This window comes from Rhodococcus sp. NPDC060176 (assembly GCF_042728675.1).
GTDB lineage: Bacteria > Actinomycetota > Actinomycetes > Mycobacteriales > Mycobacteriaceae > Rhodococcus_F.
In genome coordinates this window covers 14,642-29,647 of sequence record NZ_JBHWYS010000011.1, presented here as the reverse complement: position 1 = coordinate 29,647, position 15,006 = coordinate 14,642, and the positions used below count along the sequence as shown (strand labels likewise).

Below are 15,006 nucleotides of genomic sequence, written 5' to 3'. Positions count from 1 at the left end.
TGCGGAAGTCGAAACTGCAACTGTGTGGTGACCAGTAGTTTCGCCTTCCGAGAGGACGCTTCGCATGGCCGACCCCACCGTCAAACCGATCTCCGTTGCCGACATCACCACCTGGGATTACGAGGCCGACGTCGTCGTCGCGGGATACGGCATCGCCGGCGTCACCGCTGCGATCGAAGCAGCGCGGTCCGGCGCCGAGGTTCTCGTCCTGGAGCGAACGGGCGGCTGGGGTGGAGCAGCTTCGCTGGCGGGTGGATTCATCTATCTGGGCGGTGGAACGCCGCTGCAGAAGGCGTGTGGGTTCGAGGATTCGGTCGAGAACATGAAGACGTTCATGAAGGCAGCGCTCGGCCCCGGAACCGACGACGCAAAGATCGACGCGTATTGCGAGGGCAGTGTCGATCACTACAACTGGCTCGTCGATGCCGGCGTACCGTTCAAGGAGTCCTTCTGGGGTCAGCCCGGCTGGGAACCGCCGTACGACGACGGCCTGATGTACTCGGGAGGCGAGAACGCCGCGCCGTTCAACACCCTCGTCGATCCCGCGCCCCGCGGACACGTTCCGCAGATGTCCGAGAAGAACACCGGTGAGCGGGGCGGTGGCTACATGCTGATGAAACCACTCGTCGAGACGGCCGAAAAGCTCGGTGTCCGAGCAGAATACGATCTGCGCGTCCAAACTCTGGTGGTAGACGGCGATCGGGTTGTCGGCGTCGCCGCCAAGCGTTACGGCAAAGACGTCGCGATTCGCGCACGCAAGGGCGTCGTGCTGGCGATGGGCAGCTTCGCGTACAACAACGAGATGGTGCGCTCGAATGCACCGCGCATCTTCGGCCACCCGGCGGCCTCCATCGAGGCGCACGACGGCCGCGCAATCCAGATCGGTCAGGCACTCGGCGCCGACACCGCGCACATGGACGCCACCGAGGTCGCGTTCTTCTGCGACCCGCAGTTGATGGTGCGCGGCATTCTTGTCAACGGCCGCGGTCAGCGATACATCCCCGAGGACACCTACCCCGGCCGCATCGGCCAGGCAACGCTGTTTCAGCAGGACAACCAGGCATTCCTCGTCATCGACGAAGCTGCATACGAGGAAGGCATGAATGCCGAGTCGTCCAGTGCGCAGTTGCGGGCGCAGCCGAGCTGGGTGGCGGAAACCGTCGAGGAACTCGAAGCCGAGATGGGGTTGCCCGCCGGATCGTTGCAATCGACCGTCGACCTCTACAACCGGCACGCGGCTGAAGGGTCGGACCCGGTGCTGGGGAAGAAGGGCGAGTGGGTGAAGCCGATTGTCGGCCCGTTCGCGGCAATCGATCTGCGCGGACGCACCGGCGGATTCACGCTCGGCGGGTTGAAGACCACCGTCGACTCCGAGGTCCTGCACGTCTCCGGTGTGCCGATTCCAGGATTGTTCGCGGCGGGCCGGTGCACTTCCGGTGTGTGCGCGGGCGGTTACGCCAGCGGAACCAGCCTCGGCGACGGCAGCTTCTTCGGACGACGCGCCGGAATCACCGCGGCGCGCTAGATCACCACGACCCGCACGCCGTCGGCAAAGCGGTACGGCTGAGTCTGCAGGACCGCGCCGAGGTGTTTCCGCAGTCTGGACACCTCGGCGCGCACTGCCACCACATGCTCGCGATCACCGAAGAGCACTTCGCTCAGGCCTGCGGCGTCCACGCCCGCCGAACCGACCGCTGCCAGGGCCCTCAAGATCTGGGCGTGCCGCGGGGAGAGCGCTCGCGTCCAGTTGGCGTCACCACGCACCGTCACCTGCGGCGATACGCCGAGGGACAGCTCCAGCTCGATCACCGGCCCGCCGACGCCGGTGCGCAACAGCCAGCCGTCCCCGAGGGGCTCGGGCAGACACATCCCCAGCCCTGGCACGATGACGGGCTTTCCCGCGCTCGGCGCTGCAACTCGGTCGGGCGCGGCTATCCCGCTGGCGCCGGCCACCCAACCGAACTCGTCGACCACCAATGCCGGTCCGGTCCCGGCCGCGAACAACGGTGCTGCCCGCGAACGAAGGCGCTCGAGCTGAGCTGCGTGCTCGCGCCACAGCGTCGCCTCCGCGAGGCGAACCGCGGTGCGGACCAGCGCGACGGTGGTGGGATGCACCGAGGCTGCGGACCCACTGATGTCCACCACTCCCAGGATCTCGCCCGTCCGCGGATCGTGCACGGGTGAACCGGTACACGACCAATTGTGGTGAGTCGGTGCATAGTGCTCGGCCGAGAAGAGTTGCACCGCAGAATCTTCGATCAGCGCGGTACCTATCGCATTGGTACCCACCGACTGCTCCGACCATCGCGCACCTTCGGCGAATCCGAGTGCGTCGGCCGCCCGCTTGACTGCCTTCGCGCCCTCGCGCCAGAGCAGGACACCGTCGGCGTCGGCAACGACCACGATGAAGCCCGCGTCCTCGGCCACCTCGGTCAGAGTGGTTCGCAACTCGGGCAGAACCGAGCGCAGTGCGGTACGCGAACGCCTCGACTCCAACTCGGAGAAATCAGCGACAACAGACGCGCCGCAGTGATCCGGTGTGAGCCCGCCCGCAGCCACTCTCGACCACGACCGTGCCACGACGGTCCGCGGCTGCGCCGGTGGTTCCTGCCCGGAGAGAACTGCGTCGTGCACCCGACTGAGTAGGCGAGCATGCTGCGACAGATCGGTACCCGGCACGACGGCACCGAGCCGACTGCCTTCGGGAGCGTTCCCCAGGGTGGTCACTCCGTCAGGCTACCGCTTTCGATGTGACGCGAACCACGTCCACACGGCCAGGTCGCCGCGACCTGCGATTAGCGGCGAGGAGCAAACTCCGGTAACGTATCCAAAGTTGTCTCGGCGAGGGTGAATCGCAGCAGTTCCACACGTTGCAGGTTTACCGTGATCGACGCGGCTACGGCTCAGCTCGAGCGTTTCGCTCCTGGCCGTGTGCGCGCCTGTCCCCCTTTTCGCAGGCAAAACCACACGTCAGTAAACCGAGCACGAACCCCGTGAGTTGTAGGAGCCGTTTCATCATGTCTGAAGAAAACAACCTCGTCGCCGTCGTCCGCACCGAATTCGGCAAGGGCGCAGCTCGCCGCGCACGTCGCGACGGCCAGGTCCCCACGGTTCTGTACGGCCACGGCGAAGATCCCCGCCACCTCAACGTGCCGGCTCGCGACTTCGCTCGCATCCTCCGCGCGCAGGGCACCAACGCCATCCTCACCCTCGACATCGAGGGCACGGAGCAGGTTGCACTGACCAAGTCGGTCGTCGTGCACCCCATCCGCAGCTACATCGAGCACGCTGACCTCCTCGTCATCAAGAAGGGCGAGAAGGTCACCATCGACGTTCACGTCGTAGTCGTCGGTGACGCTGCTGCAGGCACCATGGTCGCGCAGGATGCATCCACCATCTCCATCGAGGCAGACGCCCTCCACATCCCCGAGCAGATCGAGGTTTCGGTCGAGGGCCTCGAAATCGGCACCCAGATCCTCGCAAGCCAGCTCGAACTGCCCACCGGCTCCGTCCTGCAGGCTGACGCTGACACCCTGATCGTCAACGTCGTTGCTGCACCGACCGAGGCTGACCTCGAAGAGGGCGCAGAAGCTCCCGCCGCCGACGAGGCTGCAGAAGAGGCCTGATCCTCTCGGTTCCTACAGAACTCACTGCGCGCGGCGCGTCATTCCGATTCGGAGTGACGCGCCGTTCGCGCGTAGCAGGAAAAAGAACAAGCCAGAAAGTAGCGTCCGTTGAGCACAGATACCGCCCTCGTCATCGGCCTGGGCAACCCCGGCCCGCAGTACGAGAAGACCCGGCACAACGTCGGTTTCATGGTCGCGGGCACCCTTGCCGGACGCATGGGCGGAAAGTTCAACGTACACAAGAAGAGTGGCGCCGAGATCGTCGAAGGTCGCCTCGCCGGCCGACGCGTGATCCTCGGAAAGCCGCGCTCGTACATGAATCTCTCGGGCGGCGCGGTCGCCGGTCTCGCACGATTCTTCTCGGTCGATGCCGCGAACATCATCGTCGTCCACGACGAACTGGATCTCGATTTCGGGACCGTCAGGCTCAAACTCGGCGGCGGCGAAGGCGGCCACAACGGGCTCCGGTCCATTTCGAGCTCGTTGACCACCAAGGACTACCTGCGCACGCGCGTCGGGATCGGTCGCCCGCCGGGCCGCATGGACCCGGCGGACTACGTTCTCAAGCCGTTCTCGTCCACGGAGCGAAAAGAACTCGATCTCGTGTGCGAAGAAGCTGCGGATGCAGTGGAGCTACTGCTCGAACTCGGGCTCGAGGCAGCCCAGAACCGTCTGCACTGACAATCAGTTACCCAGCAGGGCAGCTGAATTGGCGCGGCGAAGCTTTCCCGACGACGTCTTCGGGATACTGCCGGGACCAAGGACCGCAACGGCACGAGGGCGCACGCCGACGTCGGCGACCACGGCGTGGACCACTTCGCGCTCGATGCGCTTGACCTCTTCCGGATCCTCGAAAGCGTTGGTCTCGACCGCGACGGCAAAGCTCTCACGCTTCTGGCCGGCATCCAGGCGAATGGCGACTGCATTTCCCGGGCGCACACCGGCAACGCTTCCGGCCGCCCGCTCGATGTCGGTCGGATACACGTTCCGGCCGCCCATGATGATGACGTCCTTGACTCGCCCGCACACCACAACCAGGCCTTCTTCGGTGAAATAACCGACGTCACCGGTGTCGAGCCAACCGTCGGCGTCCTGGGCCGGCTTGTGTCCGTCGACTGTGACATATCCGGGGGTGACTGCCTTGCCGCGAACCTCGATGATTCCGACGCCTCGGGCCGGCAGCACCTGGCCGTCACGGTCGACGATGCGTCCCTCGAGGTCAGGCACCATCTTTCCGAGCGTCGCAAGGGCGCGCGCATTGGGGCGATTGGACGGCACCGCGCGGGACATCGACTCGAGGAAATCGGGATCGACGTAGTCGAGAACCTGACCCTGATCGGGATCCGGAATCGACACCGCCAGGGTGGTTTCCGCCATTCCGTACACGGGAGCCAGCGCTGTCGGGTTCAAACCGAAACGCGCGCCGGCCGCGGCGAGAGCATCCATCGTGTCGGGATCCACCGGCTCGGCACCGTTCCACATGTATCGGACGCTGGACAGGTCGACCGCCCCGTCCTCTGCCTGTCCGAGTCGACGCGCCAAGAGGGAGTATGCGAAGTTCGGTGCGGCCGTGACAGTTCCGCCGTACTTGCCTATCAGTTCCGCCCACAGCACCGGGGTGCGGAGGAAATCCATCGGCGTGATGCTGATGACCTCGGCGCCCACCTGCATCGGAACCGTCAAGAACCCGACCATGCCCATGTCGTGGAACAGCGGAAGCCAGCTCACCATCACGTCGTCTTCGATGGAGAACTTGATGCGGTTGATCATCGCGTATGCGTTTGTGTAGAAGTTCTCGTGCGTGATCTGCACGGCCTTGGGCGAACCGGTGGAACCGGACGTCAACTGCTGGAGTGCGATATCCGATTCGACCGTCTCCACGGGATCGATCGACGTTCCGCCACGAAGCTCGTCCACCGTCACGACGGTGATGCCGCGCTCTTCGAGTAGCGGCTTTGCCGCATCGAAGGGCGCGCCCAGAATCACGGCTTTTGCCGAGATCATGTCGATCACCGTCTCGGTGTCCTGAGCCCAGACACCCAGATCCGTTCGGGGGGTCGGCTGATGCAGCATCGTCACCGACGCACCGCGCATCCACGTCGCCTGGCAGGCAGGCGCGATGTCGACTGGCTGTCCAGCGAGAATGCCGATCGCAACGCCACGGTCGATACCGACCTCGGCCAGGCCGCCGGCCATGCGCCGCGCCTCCTGGTGGATGTCGCCCCAGGTCTGACGGAAAGCGTTGTCGGGCTCTCCCGTCACCAGGCCGCGGTCGGTGACTGCGGCGGTCGCATACATCTCTTCGGTGAACTTGCTCAACGCAACTCCTCGGTCAGTGTCACTCTTCGATCAGTGCAACTCTTCGCAGGACACAAATGGCTGTGTGTTCGAACACACACATACTTGGATAATCAGCGATCGTTCGCCGAGTGTTACGCCGCAGTGGTTATTGCATCGTGGTCTGCGAGTATCCTTTCTCTGTTGTGCTGCCGCACTCTCCACCTGTCCGCGCACCGGCACGTCGCCGGCACTGACGCCCACTTCGAGAGGTTCTTCGTTGACTACCCCGTCCGACTCGACCGTCCCTTCCGACTCGACTGTCCAGTCCGACACCGAAGGCCCCGATTCCACCGAGAGCGGGTCGGTTGCGGTCACGACGACCACCAAGGGTTTGTCAGCCGAGGCGGAGCGTCGCCGCACCTTCGCCGTCATCTCGCATCCTGACGCCGGTAAGTCGACGCTCACCGAAGCGCTGGCATTGCACGCGAAGAAGATCTCCGAGGCAGGCGCTGTCCACGGCAAAGCCGGCCGCAAGTCGACGGTCTCGGACTGGATGGAGATGGAGAAGGCCCGCGGCATCTCCGTCAGTTCCACCGCACTGCAGTTCAACTACCACTCGTCCGAGACCCCGGACGAGCAGATCAACGTCATCAACCTCGTCGACACCCCCGGTCACTCCGACTTCTCCGAGGACACGTACCGCGTCCTGACCGCGGTCGACGCAGCCGTCATGCTCATCGACGCTGCCAAGGGTCTCGAACCGCAGACGCTCAAGCTGTTCCAGGTGTGTCGCCACCGCGGCATCCCGGTCATCACGGTCATCAACAAGTGGGACCGCCCCGGCCAGACTCCGCTCGAACTGCTCGACGAGATCAGCGAGCGGATCGGCCTCACACCCACTCCCCTGTACTGGCCCGTCGGCATCGCCGGCGACTTCCGCGGACTGCTGCGACGCGGCGAAGACGGTGAGGCTCGCGAGTACGTCCGCTTCACCCGTACCGCCGGCGGCGCGAAGATCGCCCCCGAAGAGGTCATGGACGCCGAAGCCGCACTCGCCAAGGAGGGATCCGAGTGGGAGACCGCGGCCGAGGAGAGTGAACTGCTCTCCGCTACCGGCCAGGACCACGACCAAGAGATGTTCCTCGCCGGTCAGACGTCCCCGGTGATCTTCGCGTCCGCGATGCTCAACTTCGGTGTCCGCCAGATCCTCGACACCCTCGTCGAATTGGCGCCGCCGCCGCGAAGCCGCGAAGACCTCAGCGGCAAGCCGCGCGAGGTTACCGATCCGTTCAGTGCGGTCGTCTTCAAGGTGCAGGCCGGTATGGACACCGCGCACCGTGACCGTCTGGCCTTCATGCGCATCGTCTCCGGCGTGTTCGAGCGCGGCATGGTCGTCACGCACGCACAGACCGGCAAGCCCTTCACGACCAAGTACGCGCAGACGGTGTTCGGCCGCGAACGTTCCACTGTCGAGTCCGCGTTCCCCGGCGACGTCGTCGGCCTCGTCAACGCCACCGCCCTCGCGCCCGGCCACACGCTGTACACCGAGAAGAAGGTGGAGTTCCCGCCGATTCCGTCGTTCGCGCCGGAACACTTCTCGATCCTGCGCGCCGAAAGCGCAGGCAAGTACAAGCAGTTCCGCCGCGCCGTCGACCAACTCGACTCCGAGGGCGTCGTCCAGATTCTTCGCAACGACATCCGCGGCGACGCCTCCCCCGTCATGGCGGCCGTCGGCCCGATGCAGTTCGAAGTTGTCGCGGCACGCATGAAGGCCGAGTTCAACGTCGAGGCCAAGATGGAACCCCTCGGCTATGCGTTGGCCCGTCGTACCGACGCCGCGTCCGAGGTCGAGCTGAACCGTCAGCGCGGTGTGGAGGTCTTCACCCGATCCGACGGTGTTCTGCTCGCTCTTGTCAGCGACAAGTGGCGCCTGCAGTACATCCAGAAGGAACTTCCGGATCTGACGCTCGAACCCCTCGTCGCTGCTGCGGACTGATGAGCCTGATCGAGGCGCTGTTCGACGCCGAACTGCACATCGGCAGCGCCACGATTCTCTGGCGAGAGATCATCGGAAACGCGTTCGGAATAGGCTCCGCGATCGCCGGCGCACGACGCTCGGTATGGGCGTGGCCTGTCGGTATAGCCGGAAATGCCTTGTTGTTCACGGTGTTCATGGGCGCGCTTTTCCACACGCCGCAAGAGCTCAATCTCTACGGCCAAGCCGGCCGTCAGTTGTTGTTCATCACTGTCAGCGTCTACGGATGGACTCAGTGGCGACGTGGGGCACGCGACTCCGGTCGCGCAGTCCTGCCGCACTGGGCGACAACTCGCGAGCGCTTCGCCATGATCGCCGTCATGGCAAGCGGCACAATCGCTTTCGCCTGGATCTTCGACCTTCTCGGCTCGTACGGGGCGTGGGCGGAGGCCTGGATTTTCACCGGCTCCATCCTCGCGACGTACGGCATGGCACGCGGCTGGACCGAGTTCTGGCTCATCTGGATCGGCGTCGACGCCGTCGGTGTTCCCCTTCTTTTCCGGGCCGGGTACTACCCGTCGGCAATCCTCTATCTGGTCTACGCATTCTTCGTACTGTGGGGTTTCGCGATGTGGCTGCGCATTCAACGTCGAACTCCACAAGGGGTGCGACCGTAAACGAACTCCTGGTATGTTTGCGTCGATTAAGCAAACCAGCGGTCTGTTTACGGGCATCAGGAGCGAAACAATGGAAGACAAGAATTCTCACGGAATAACGGGTCCCAACGGTTCCGGAAACGGATCGAGAGCCAGTAGTTCCGCGAGTAATGGTTCCGCGGGTAATGGTTCTGCGAGCAGCGTTTCCACTGGCAACGGTTCCGGCAGCGCCACCGCCACAGCTGATTTTCTGTCGACCGCACCCAAGCAGTCGGATGCATTCACGTTTCCGCTCCCCTCCCGGACCACGGCCGCACACAGCAGCGGAGAGGACCTTTCAGTGCCAGCTTCAACACGTGAATCATCGAGGACGCTCGAAACTCGGAGTCGTACCGTCGTACGGCGCGACGCGATGGGCGTAGCCGCAGTTCGAGTGGCCGGGCGTCTCACCCACACCGAACTGATCGCGAATCAGGCCTCACCCTCGAGCACGCATTCCTCCGATCCCACGATGGATCTGGACGAGTTGCTCACGATGCTCGGCAGCTACCTGTTGTCCTCGGGGTTCGAACATCCCGAAATCCACGCCAAGCTCGGCGGACAGTCGATCGTCGTCAACCTCGTGTCGCCGGAAATCAGCGCCAGCTGAGCTCGACCCAGCTGTTCAGGGCCCCGCTATTCAGGGCCACAGCACTGCGCGTGTCCATGCTCGGTTCGAGCCACGCCGGTACAACCACCGCTGATGCCGACGCCCGGAGTCTGCCTGCCAGAACTCGACAGACTCCGGCTCGAGGCACCACGCACGCCAGTCCTTCGACACGAACCCTGGGTCGTCGCCGATTCTTGCTTCCGCAGCGGCCACCGACGTGTCGTACGCGTCGAAGTCTTCGAGCACTTCACTCTGCTTACTTGCCGTCGCCACCGCTCTCGCCGTGACGGAGCGTTCGACGAAGTCTCGGCGTCGAAGTGCGTCGTCGCCCTCGCGTACCAATCCGCGAATCCGGACCTGCTGGCCCGTCTCACGCCAGTAGAACGCTAACGATGCCCGCGGATTTTCTTTCAGATCAACACCTTTCGGCGATGCAGCCGAACCGGAGAACCAGAACCCACCCTCAGTCACGTCCTTGAGGATGAGGAAGCGGGAATCGGGCATGCCGTCGCCGTCCACGGTCGAGAGCGCACACACGTGCGGCTCGACGACCCCGAAGGCCACGGCGGCACGGAGCCAGTCGAGGAACAACTCTCCTGGGTTCTCCGGAAAACGTTCAGGCGCGGGCGGCGGAGTTCCGGTCAGTGCGGGAATACCGCGAATCCATGCCCGGACGTCCGGCCGCGAGAAATCTGCGTCAACCATGAGCCGACTCTAATCGCGGGCGGCTTCAGGAGACGTTGCGAACGATCGAGTCACCGAACGAGGGTTGCTGCAGCAGTGCCCACTTGTTGGACGTCAATCGAAAACTCGGCATGTCGGCGAGCGCCACCACCGATTCCCAGGTGCGCTCGTAGCTCGTGTGGGAGATTCGCCATTCACCGTCGCTGCAGCGGGTGTATCTGTCGTGATAGAAAGCCGATCCACGAAGCAGCATGCCGTCCTCGGGGATGACCACCGTGTCCGCAAGGCACCAGATCCCGGTTGCAGTGTCTCCGTCGACGTCGATCTCGGGTTGCCCACATTGATGTTCGGTGATGATGTGCGAGCCGAGGGTGTTCTCGAGGAAGGAGACGAATGAATCTCGGGAATCGAAACTGAGTTGCTCTCCGTAGATCGCGGTGGCGTCGACGGTCAGAGTGTCGGCGAATTCGACCCACGATTTGGTGTCCAAGGCGCGTGCGTATCGGTACTTGAGTCTTTGGATGAGAACAATCGCTTCGAGATCCATGATCCCCGCCTCCCGGTGCAGCAACCACCCGTCCTATGTGTGCACATTAGCCTGTATCACGCATAAACGGGCATTACTCTCAAAGCTAGTAGAAATGTCAGCCGATAACACGCTTTTCCAGGCCGTCGAGCATGATCGTGATCTTCTCGTCCAACCAACCGCGTCCGTGCCACGTCGATTCGTCGCCGATCCCCTCGATCAACGACTCCGACGCATTCCAACTCTCTTGATACGCCTGGCGTGCAGAACGCGAATCCGCGGAACTGACAGTCTTGTCCAGCGCCGCCATCATCGCGAACTGAGTCATCGTCACCTCGGAGATGAAGTCCACCGCCAGCACCGCGTCGTGTGGTGTGAAGCCTTGCGCAGTCAACGAACCGACCAGTTTCTCCACGATCTCGATTATCGCCGGCGGCGTGCCCGGAACAGCGAGACCTACCTGGGCGAGACCGGGATAGCGTTCGAACGAGGACCACAGAACGTCGCAGAGGTCCTTCAGAAATTCACGCCACGGACGATCCGTGTCCGGCCACACAGTCTGACGCACAACGTGATCCGAGCAGGCCCGCAGCAGCGCTTCACGGTCGGCGAAGTATCGATAAAGCGCAGAATGACTGACGCCCAGACGCTTTGCCACACTCGGCATGGTCAATTCACTCAGATCACCAGCCAGGGCGGCCTCGACGATGTCCACTCTCGACAACGTCGGCGGCCGCCCTGTCTTCTTTCCGGTCTGCATTCTGCTCAGCCTGCCACCTGCTCAGCCTGCTACCAACCGCCATCCCGACGCACGGTGGCGCTGATTCCAGAACGCGGCGTAGTTCCCACCGGCGGCAAGCAGAACTTCGTGAGTTCCCACTTCGACGATTGATCCGTCGTCACCGAGCACGATGATCTGGTCTGCGGCCACGACGGTCGACAGTTTGTGAGCGATCACGAGCAGTGTGCTTTCGCTGGCGAGTTCCTGCATCGCACGCTGAACGTGTGCCTCGTTCTCGGGATCGAGCGCGGCCGTCGCCTCGTCGAGCAGCACGATGGGTGCACGTTTGAGGAGTGCACGCGCAATGGAGACTCGCTGCCGCTCTCCACCGGACAGTGCCGTCCCGCCCTCACCGACGCGGGTGTCCCAACCCCGCGGAAGTCGCTCGACGATTTCCGCGACGCCGGCGATCCGAGCGACGTCGAAGACTTCCTCGTCCGTGGCTTCGGGGCGGCCGAGGCGGATGTTCGCGATCAACGTGTCGTCGAAGAGATACACGTCCTGGAAGACCAGGGACAACTGCGCCATCAGATCGGCGCTCGTGAGGTCACGCACGTCGACGCCGCCGACACGCACCACCCCGGAGTCGACGTCGTAGAAGCGCGAGATCAGCCGGGTGACGGTGGTTTTGCCAGAACCCGACGGACCGACCAACGCCGTCAGCGACTTCCGCGGCACGTCGAAGGAGATGTTCCGCAGAACCTGCCCGCCGTCGGCGTAACCGAAGTCGACGGCGTCGAACTGCACGGCTGTCTCCCCCGTCGCCGTCCCGCTGGTTTCGGGTTCGACCAGTGGTTCCACTTCGAGGATCTCGGACATCCGACGGATTTCGTTGCGTGCCATTCTGATTGCGCCGCCGAACTCGCCGATCTCACCCAGCGGTTGGATGAACCGTGCGGTGAGCCCCAGTAGCGCGATCAACGTGACCGGGTCGATGTCGCCGCCGAGCGCGAGGAACGCACCCAGGATGATCACGGCCGAGAACACGAACTGCAGGGCGATTCCGTTGACCACGGAACCGATCACCACGAACCACAGTTGTGAACGACCCGCGGTGTGTTGAGCTTCGATCGCGTCGTCGAGCGGTTCGTACACCCCGTGGGTGCGTCCGAAAGCACGCAGGACCGGTTGGCAACGCGCGTATTCGAGTACTCGATTGTTCGATTCGACCGCCGCGGCATGTGCCTGATCGTCGGCCTTGGCGGTCATCGCCGAAGCAAAGCGTGCTGCTGCGAACAGAATCGGAACGCCGACCACCAGTGCGAGCCCGAGCCGCCAGTCGAAGAACAGCATGCACACGACAATGGTTGCCGGGCTGGCAATTCCGGAGATGATCGGTGTCATCAGATGCGCGGCCGCCCCCATCACCGAGATGGTGCCCTTGCTGGCGACCTGCGATACCTGGCCGAGTCTGCCGGCACCGAACCAACCGAGAGGGAGCGCGACGAGGTGATCACCGAGGCGCAGATGCATCGTCCGCAGCAGGGTGAGCGCCGACTCGAATCCCTTGATGGCCTGCAGGTAATGCGCAATCGAACTGATCACCGCGCACACAGCCATGGCGGCGAGCCACCGAACGAAACTTCCCCAGTCCTGCTCGAACAGTGCCCGCACGGTCGGCACCAGCAATGCCACTGCCAAACCCTGCATCACGCCGTACAACACAGCCCACACCAGGAACTCTCGATAGCGTCCCTGATTCTGCGGGCCGAGGATCCGGAAGAGATCGCGAATCATGAGTTGGCCTTTCCTGCTGCGTCAGACGTACCTGCGATGCTGTCGGCCCGACTGTGTTCAATCGAGTCGGCCCGACTGTGACTCGCCCACATCCGGGCATACGTCGAACCATTCGCCACGAGCTGATCGTGCGTGCCCTTCTCCACGATCCGCCCGGCGTCGAGGACCACGATCTGATCGGCACTCACGATCGAAGCCAACCGGTGCGCGATCACCAGCACAGTGCGCCCCACCGTCAAACGCGACAATGCTTCTTGGATATCGGCTTCGGACTCCGGGTCCGCAAACGCGGTCGCCTCGTCGAGCACGAGAACGGGAGTGTCCGCGAGAATCGCCCGCGCGATGGAGACTCGTTGCGCCTCACCGCCCGAGAACCTGGCGTCGACCCCGACCACAGAGTCGTACCCTCTCGGGAGGGCTTCGATTCGGGTGTCGATCTGCGCGGCTGCGGCAGCAGTCTTCACCTCGGCCTGCGACGCCTGAGGGCGGGCAAGCCGAATGTTGTCGAGAACAGTTGCTTCGACCAGCTGCACGTCCTGCAGAACGAATCCGACGTGGCGGTACAGCTCGTCGGTAGCGACGTCCCGGACGTCGACACCGCCGATGGCCACGGATCCGGTACGCACGTCATGGAATCGGGGAACGAGCGTCGCCAGTGTCGACTTACCCGAACCCGAAGGCCCGACCAACGCCGTCACCGTACCCTCCGGCAGCGTCAGATCGATGTCGGACAGAACGTCGGCCCCGTCGTCGTAGGCGAAAGAGACTCCGGAAAATCGAACTTCGTTCCCCGCGGGCTTTTTCGGATGATCGGTTTCCGGCAGTGCGTCGGTTGCGAACAGCGCGATCAGCCGCGCCGCAGCGGCGGCAGCCTCACGGCGGGCCTGCATGCCGAAACCGATGGTCGTCACCGATACCGGAATCACCATCGCGACAAGAGAACTGGTCAGGACGTCGATGGGTGACACCCACCCGGAGTGGACGAACCACGAGCCGAGACCAAGGTTCACCACCAGCACTACCGGCGCGCTCAAGGCAATCGAGGCCAGCGCCTCGGTCCGAAGCATCGGGCGAACCCAACCCTCGTACGAAACGGCAAAAGCCTTGGCGGCATCACGGTATCGAGAATGTGACTGCTTGTCCTGACCGAAAGTCTTGACTACTGCGATGCCGGTGACGAACTCGACGATCGTATTGCTGATAGCCGCGATACCCTCATTCATCCGGCTCATCTTGACGGCCATGTCCTTGGTCATCGTCGCATAGGCGATCATGTAGATCGGGAGCGTGGCAATCGCGACCAATCCCAGACGCCAGTCGATCGAAATCACGTAGCCGAGTCCGACCAGCGGCACCGCGATCGCTCCGGTGGTCTCGACGGCGCTGTGTGCAACCAGGTAGTGGAGATCGGAGATGTCGTTCTGCGCAGCTTTGCGCACGGTTCCGGACGAGTGGGAGGTGAACCAGCCCAGAGGAAGTCGACCGAGTGTCGCGGCGATTCGGCGTCGAAGCACAGCTTGGAGATTCACATCGGCGAAGTGCGTCACGATCAACGCACCGCCACCGAAGAACGCACGCACACCCAGGCCGAAGACGACCACCCACACGATCGTCCAGACGCGAGACGAGTCGATGTCGCCGCCCACGATCAGCGTCTTGCCCAGTTCGGCGATGGCCACGTACGGGACGATGGCAGCAACCGCGGCAATCACCTGCATCACCATCGCGATGGTCGTCCGTGTGCGAACTGGCGCAAGGAGTTCGCGTAGCGCGCTCTTGTGCGCCGCCGCTTCGGCCTTGGCCAGTGAGGCTTCGGCCGCAGATCCATGCGGTGCGTTTGCCTCCTCGGGTGGAACGTCTGCTGACTTTTCCTGTGTTGTCGTCATTTCGAGAACGCCTTCCATCGGGTGACTGCGTCGGCGTCGGATGCGAACCCCTTCGCGGCTTGTGATTGCAGGGTGGCGAAGGCCGTATCGGGCTTGACCACGAGCGTGAGTGCCGCGGCTTGTAGGCCCCACTGCTGCCGCATCATCTCTCCCTGCCTTAGTTACATGCTGTCTCGATTAGGGGAGCCTACAATAACTCAAGCCGT

Annotated in this window: 14 protein-coding genes; 6 read left to right on the top strand and 8 right to left on the bottom strand. The window is 63.6% G+C overall.

The window, feature by feature from the left end; all coding sequences use genetic code 11:
- The first annotated feature begins 64 nt into the window (after positions 1-64).
- The gene (locus ACFWEM_RS30660; protein ID WP_378539476.1) at positions 65-1,525 is read left to right on the top strand and encodes an FAD-dependent oxidoreductase; all 1,461 of its coding nucleotides are present in this window, start codon (positions 65-67) and stop codon (positions 1,523-1,525) included.
- Here the strand turns inward: ACFWEM_RS30660 and ACFWEM_RS30655 are convergent.
- The gene (locus ACFWEM_RS30655; RefSeq protein WP_378539475.1) at positions 1,522-2,727 is read right to left on the bottom strand and encodes a GAF domain-containing protein; all 1,206 of its coding nucleotides are present in this window, start codon (positions 2,725-2,727) and stop codon (positions 1,522-1,524) included. The two genes, ACFWEM_RS30660 and ACFWEM_RS30655, sit on opposite strands and share 4 nt — an antisense overlap.
- A 290-nt stretch (positions 2,728-3,017) precedes the next feature.
- On the opposite strand from ACFWEM_RS30655, the gene ACFWEM_RS30650 reads away from it, so the two are divergent.
- Together ACFWEM_RS30650 and pth are read left to right on the top strand one after the other, a co-directional pair.
- Positions 3,018-3,626 (top strand): 50S ribosomal protein L25/general stress protein Ctc, encoded by a 609-nt coding sequence (locus ACFWEM_RS30650; RefSeq protein WP_230814263.1) that lies wholly within the window; start codon positions 3,018-3,020, stop codon positions 3,624-3,626.
- A gap of 108 nt (positions 3,627-3,734) precedes the next feature.
- Positions 3,735-4,307, top strand: coding sequence for an aminoacyl-tRNA hydrolase (pth, locus tag ACFWEM_RS30645; protein WP_317554351.1), 573 nt, complete (start codon positions 3,735-3,737; stop codon positions 4,305-4,307).
- Between the two features lie 3 nt (positions 4,308-4,310).
- On the opposite strand, the gene ACFWEM_RS30640 is transcribed toward pth, so the two are convergent.
- Positions 4,311-5,945 (bottom strand): fatty acyl-AMP ligase, encoded by a 1,635-nt coding sequence (locus ACFWEM_RS30640; RefSeq protein ID WP_378539474.1) that lies wholly within the window; start codon positions 5,943-5,945, stop codon positions 4,311-4,313.
- A gap of 352 nt (positions 5,946-6,297) precedes the next feature.
- Here ACFWEM_RS30640 and ACFWEM_RS30635 point away from each other — a divergent pair, with 352 nt between their 5' ends.
- The 3 genes from ACFWEM_RS30635 (at position 6,298) to ACFWEM_RS30625 (ending at position 9,186) form a co-directional block, all read left to right on the top strand.
- Positions 6,298-7,902, top strand: a complete 1,605-nt coding sequence (locus ACFWEM_RS30635; RefSeq protein ID WP_378539565.1) for a peptide chain release factor 3 — start codon at positions 6,298-6,300, stop codon at positions 7,900-7,902.
- Positions 7,902-8,558, top strand: coding sequence for a nicotinamide riboside transporter PnuC (gene pnuC / locus ACFWEM_RS30630; protein WP_378446474.1), 657 nt, complete (start codon positions 7,902-7,904; stop codon positions 8,556-8,558). The genes ACFWEM_RS30635 and pnuC overlap by 1 nt, the downstream gene beginning before the upstream one ends.
- Before the next feature lie 319 nt (positions 8,559-8,877).
- Complete coding sequence (locus tag ACFWEM_RS30625) at positions 8,878-9,186, top strand: hypothetical protein (RefSeq protein ID WP_283301934.1); 309 nt, start codon at positions 8,878-8,880, stop codon at positions 9,184-9,186.
- 30 nt (positions 9,187-9,216) lie between these two features.
- On the opposite strand, the gene ACFWEM_RS30620 is transcribed toward ACFWEM_RS30625, so the two are convergent.
- From ACFWEM_RS30620 to ACFWEM_RS30595, 6 genes are all read right to left on the bottom strand, one after another.
- Complete coding sequence (locus tag ACFWEM_RS30620) at positions 9,217-9,891, bottom strand: pyridoxal 5'-phosphate synthase (RefSeq protein ID WP_378539473.1); 675 nt, start codon at positions 9,889-9,891, stop codon at positions 9,217-9,219.
- 25 nt (positions 9,892-9,916) lie between these two features.
- Complete coding sequence (locus ACFWEM_RS30615) at positions 9,917-10,417, bottom strand: nuclear transport factor 2 family protein (protein ID WP_283301938.1); 501 nt, start codon at positions 10,415-10,417, stop codon at positions 9,917-9,919.
- Between the two features lie 97 nt (positions 10,418-10,514).
- The gene (locus ACFWEM_RS30610) at positions 10,515-11,156 is read right to left on the bottom strand and encodes a TetR/AcrR family transcriptional regulator (RefSeq protein WP_378446472.1); all 642 of its coding nucleotides are present in this window, start codon (positions 11,154-11,156) and stop codon (positions 10,515-10,517) included.
- Positions 11,157-11,177: 21 nt separating this feature from the next.
- Positions 11,178-12,914 (bottom strand): ABC transporter ATP-binding protein, encoded by a 1,737-nt coding sequence (locus ACFWEM_RS30605; protein WP_378539472.1) that lies wholly within the window; start codon positions 12,912-12,914, stop codon positions 11,178-11,180.
- Positions 12,911-14,800 carry an ABC transporter ATP-binding protein gene (locus ACFWEM_RS30600; RefSeq protein WP_378539471.1) on the bottom strand — a complete coding sequence of 630 codons (1,890 nt, stop codon included), beginning with the start codon at positions 14,798-14,800 and terminating at the stop codon, positions 12,911-12,913. The genes ACFWEM_RS30605 and ACFWEM_RS30600 overlap by 4 nt, the downstream gene beginning before the upstream one ends.
- Complete coding sequence (locus ACFWEM_RS30595; RefSeq protein WP_378539470.1) at positions 14,797-14,946, bottom strand: hypothetical protein; 150 nt, start codon at positions 14,944-14,946, stop codon at positions 14,797-14,799. The genes ACFWEM_RS30600 and ACFWEM_RS30595 overlap by 4 nt, the downstream gene beginning before the upstream one ends.
- Positions 14,947-15,006 lie beyond the last annotated feature (60 nt).

Excerpts from the sequence above, each read along its gene's own strand:
- ACFWEM_RS30660 (WP_378539476.1), top strand. The coding sequence starts at position 65 with ATGGCCGACCCCACCGTCAAACCGATCTCCGTTGCCGACATCACCACC.
- ACFWEM_RS30610 (WP_378446472.1), bottom strand. The coding sequence starts at position 11,156 with ATGCAGACCGGAAAGAAGACAGGGCGGCCGCCGACGTTGTCGAGAGTG.
- ACFWEM_RS30605 (WP_378539472.1), bottom strand. The coding sequence starts at position 12,914 with ATGATTCGCGATCTCTTCCGGATCCTCGGCCCGCAGAATCAGGGACGC.
- ACFWEM_RS30600 (WP_378539471.1), bottom strand. The coding sequence starts at position 14,800 with ATGACGACAACACAGGAAAAGTCAGCAGACGTTCCACCCGAGGAGGCA.
- ACFWEM_RS30650 (WP_230814263.1), top strand. The coding sequence starts at position 3,018 with ATGTCTGAAGAAAACAACCTCGTCGCCGTCGTCCGCACCGAATTCGGC.
- ACFWEM_RS30615 (WP_283301938.1), bottom strand. The coding sequence starts at position 10,417 with ATGGATCTCGAAGCGATTGTTCTCATCCAAAGACTCAAGTACCGATAC.
- pnuC (WP_378446474.1), top strand. The coding sequence starts at position 7,902 with ATGAGCCTGATCGAGGCGCTGTTCGACGCCGAACTGCACATCGGCAGC.
- ACFWEM_RS30595 (WP_378539470.1), bottom strand. The coding sequence starts at position 14,946 with ATGATGCGGCAGCAGTGGGGCCTACAAGCCGCGGCACTCACGCTCGTG.
- ACFWEM_RS30620 (WP_378539473.1), bottom strand. The coding sequence starts at position 9,891 with ATGGTTGACGCAGATTTCTCGCGGCCGGACGTCCGGGCATGGATTCGC.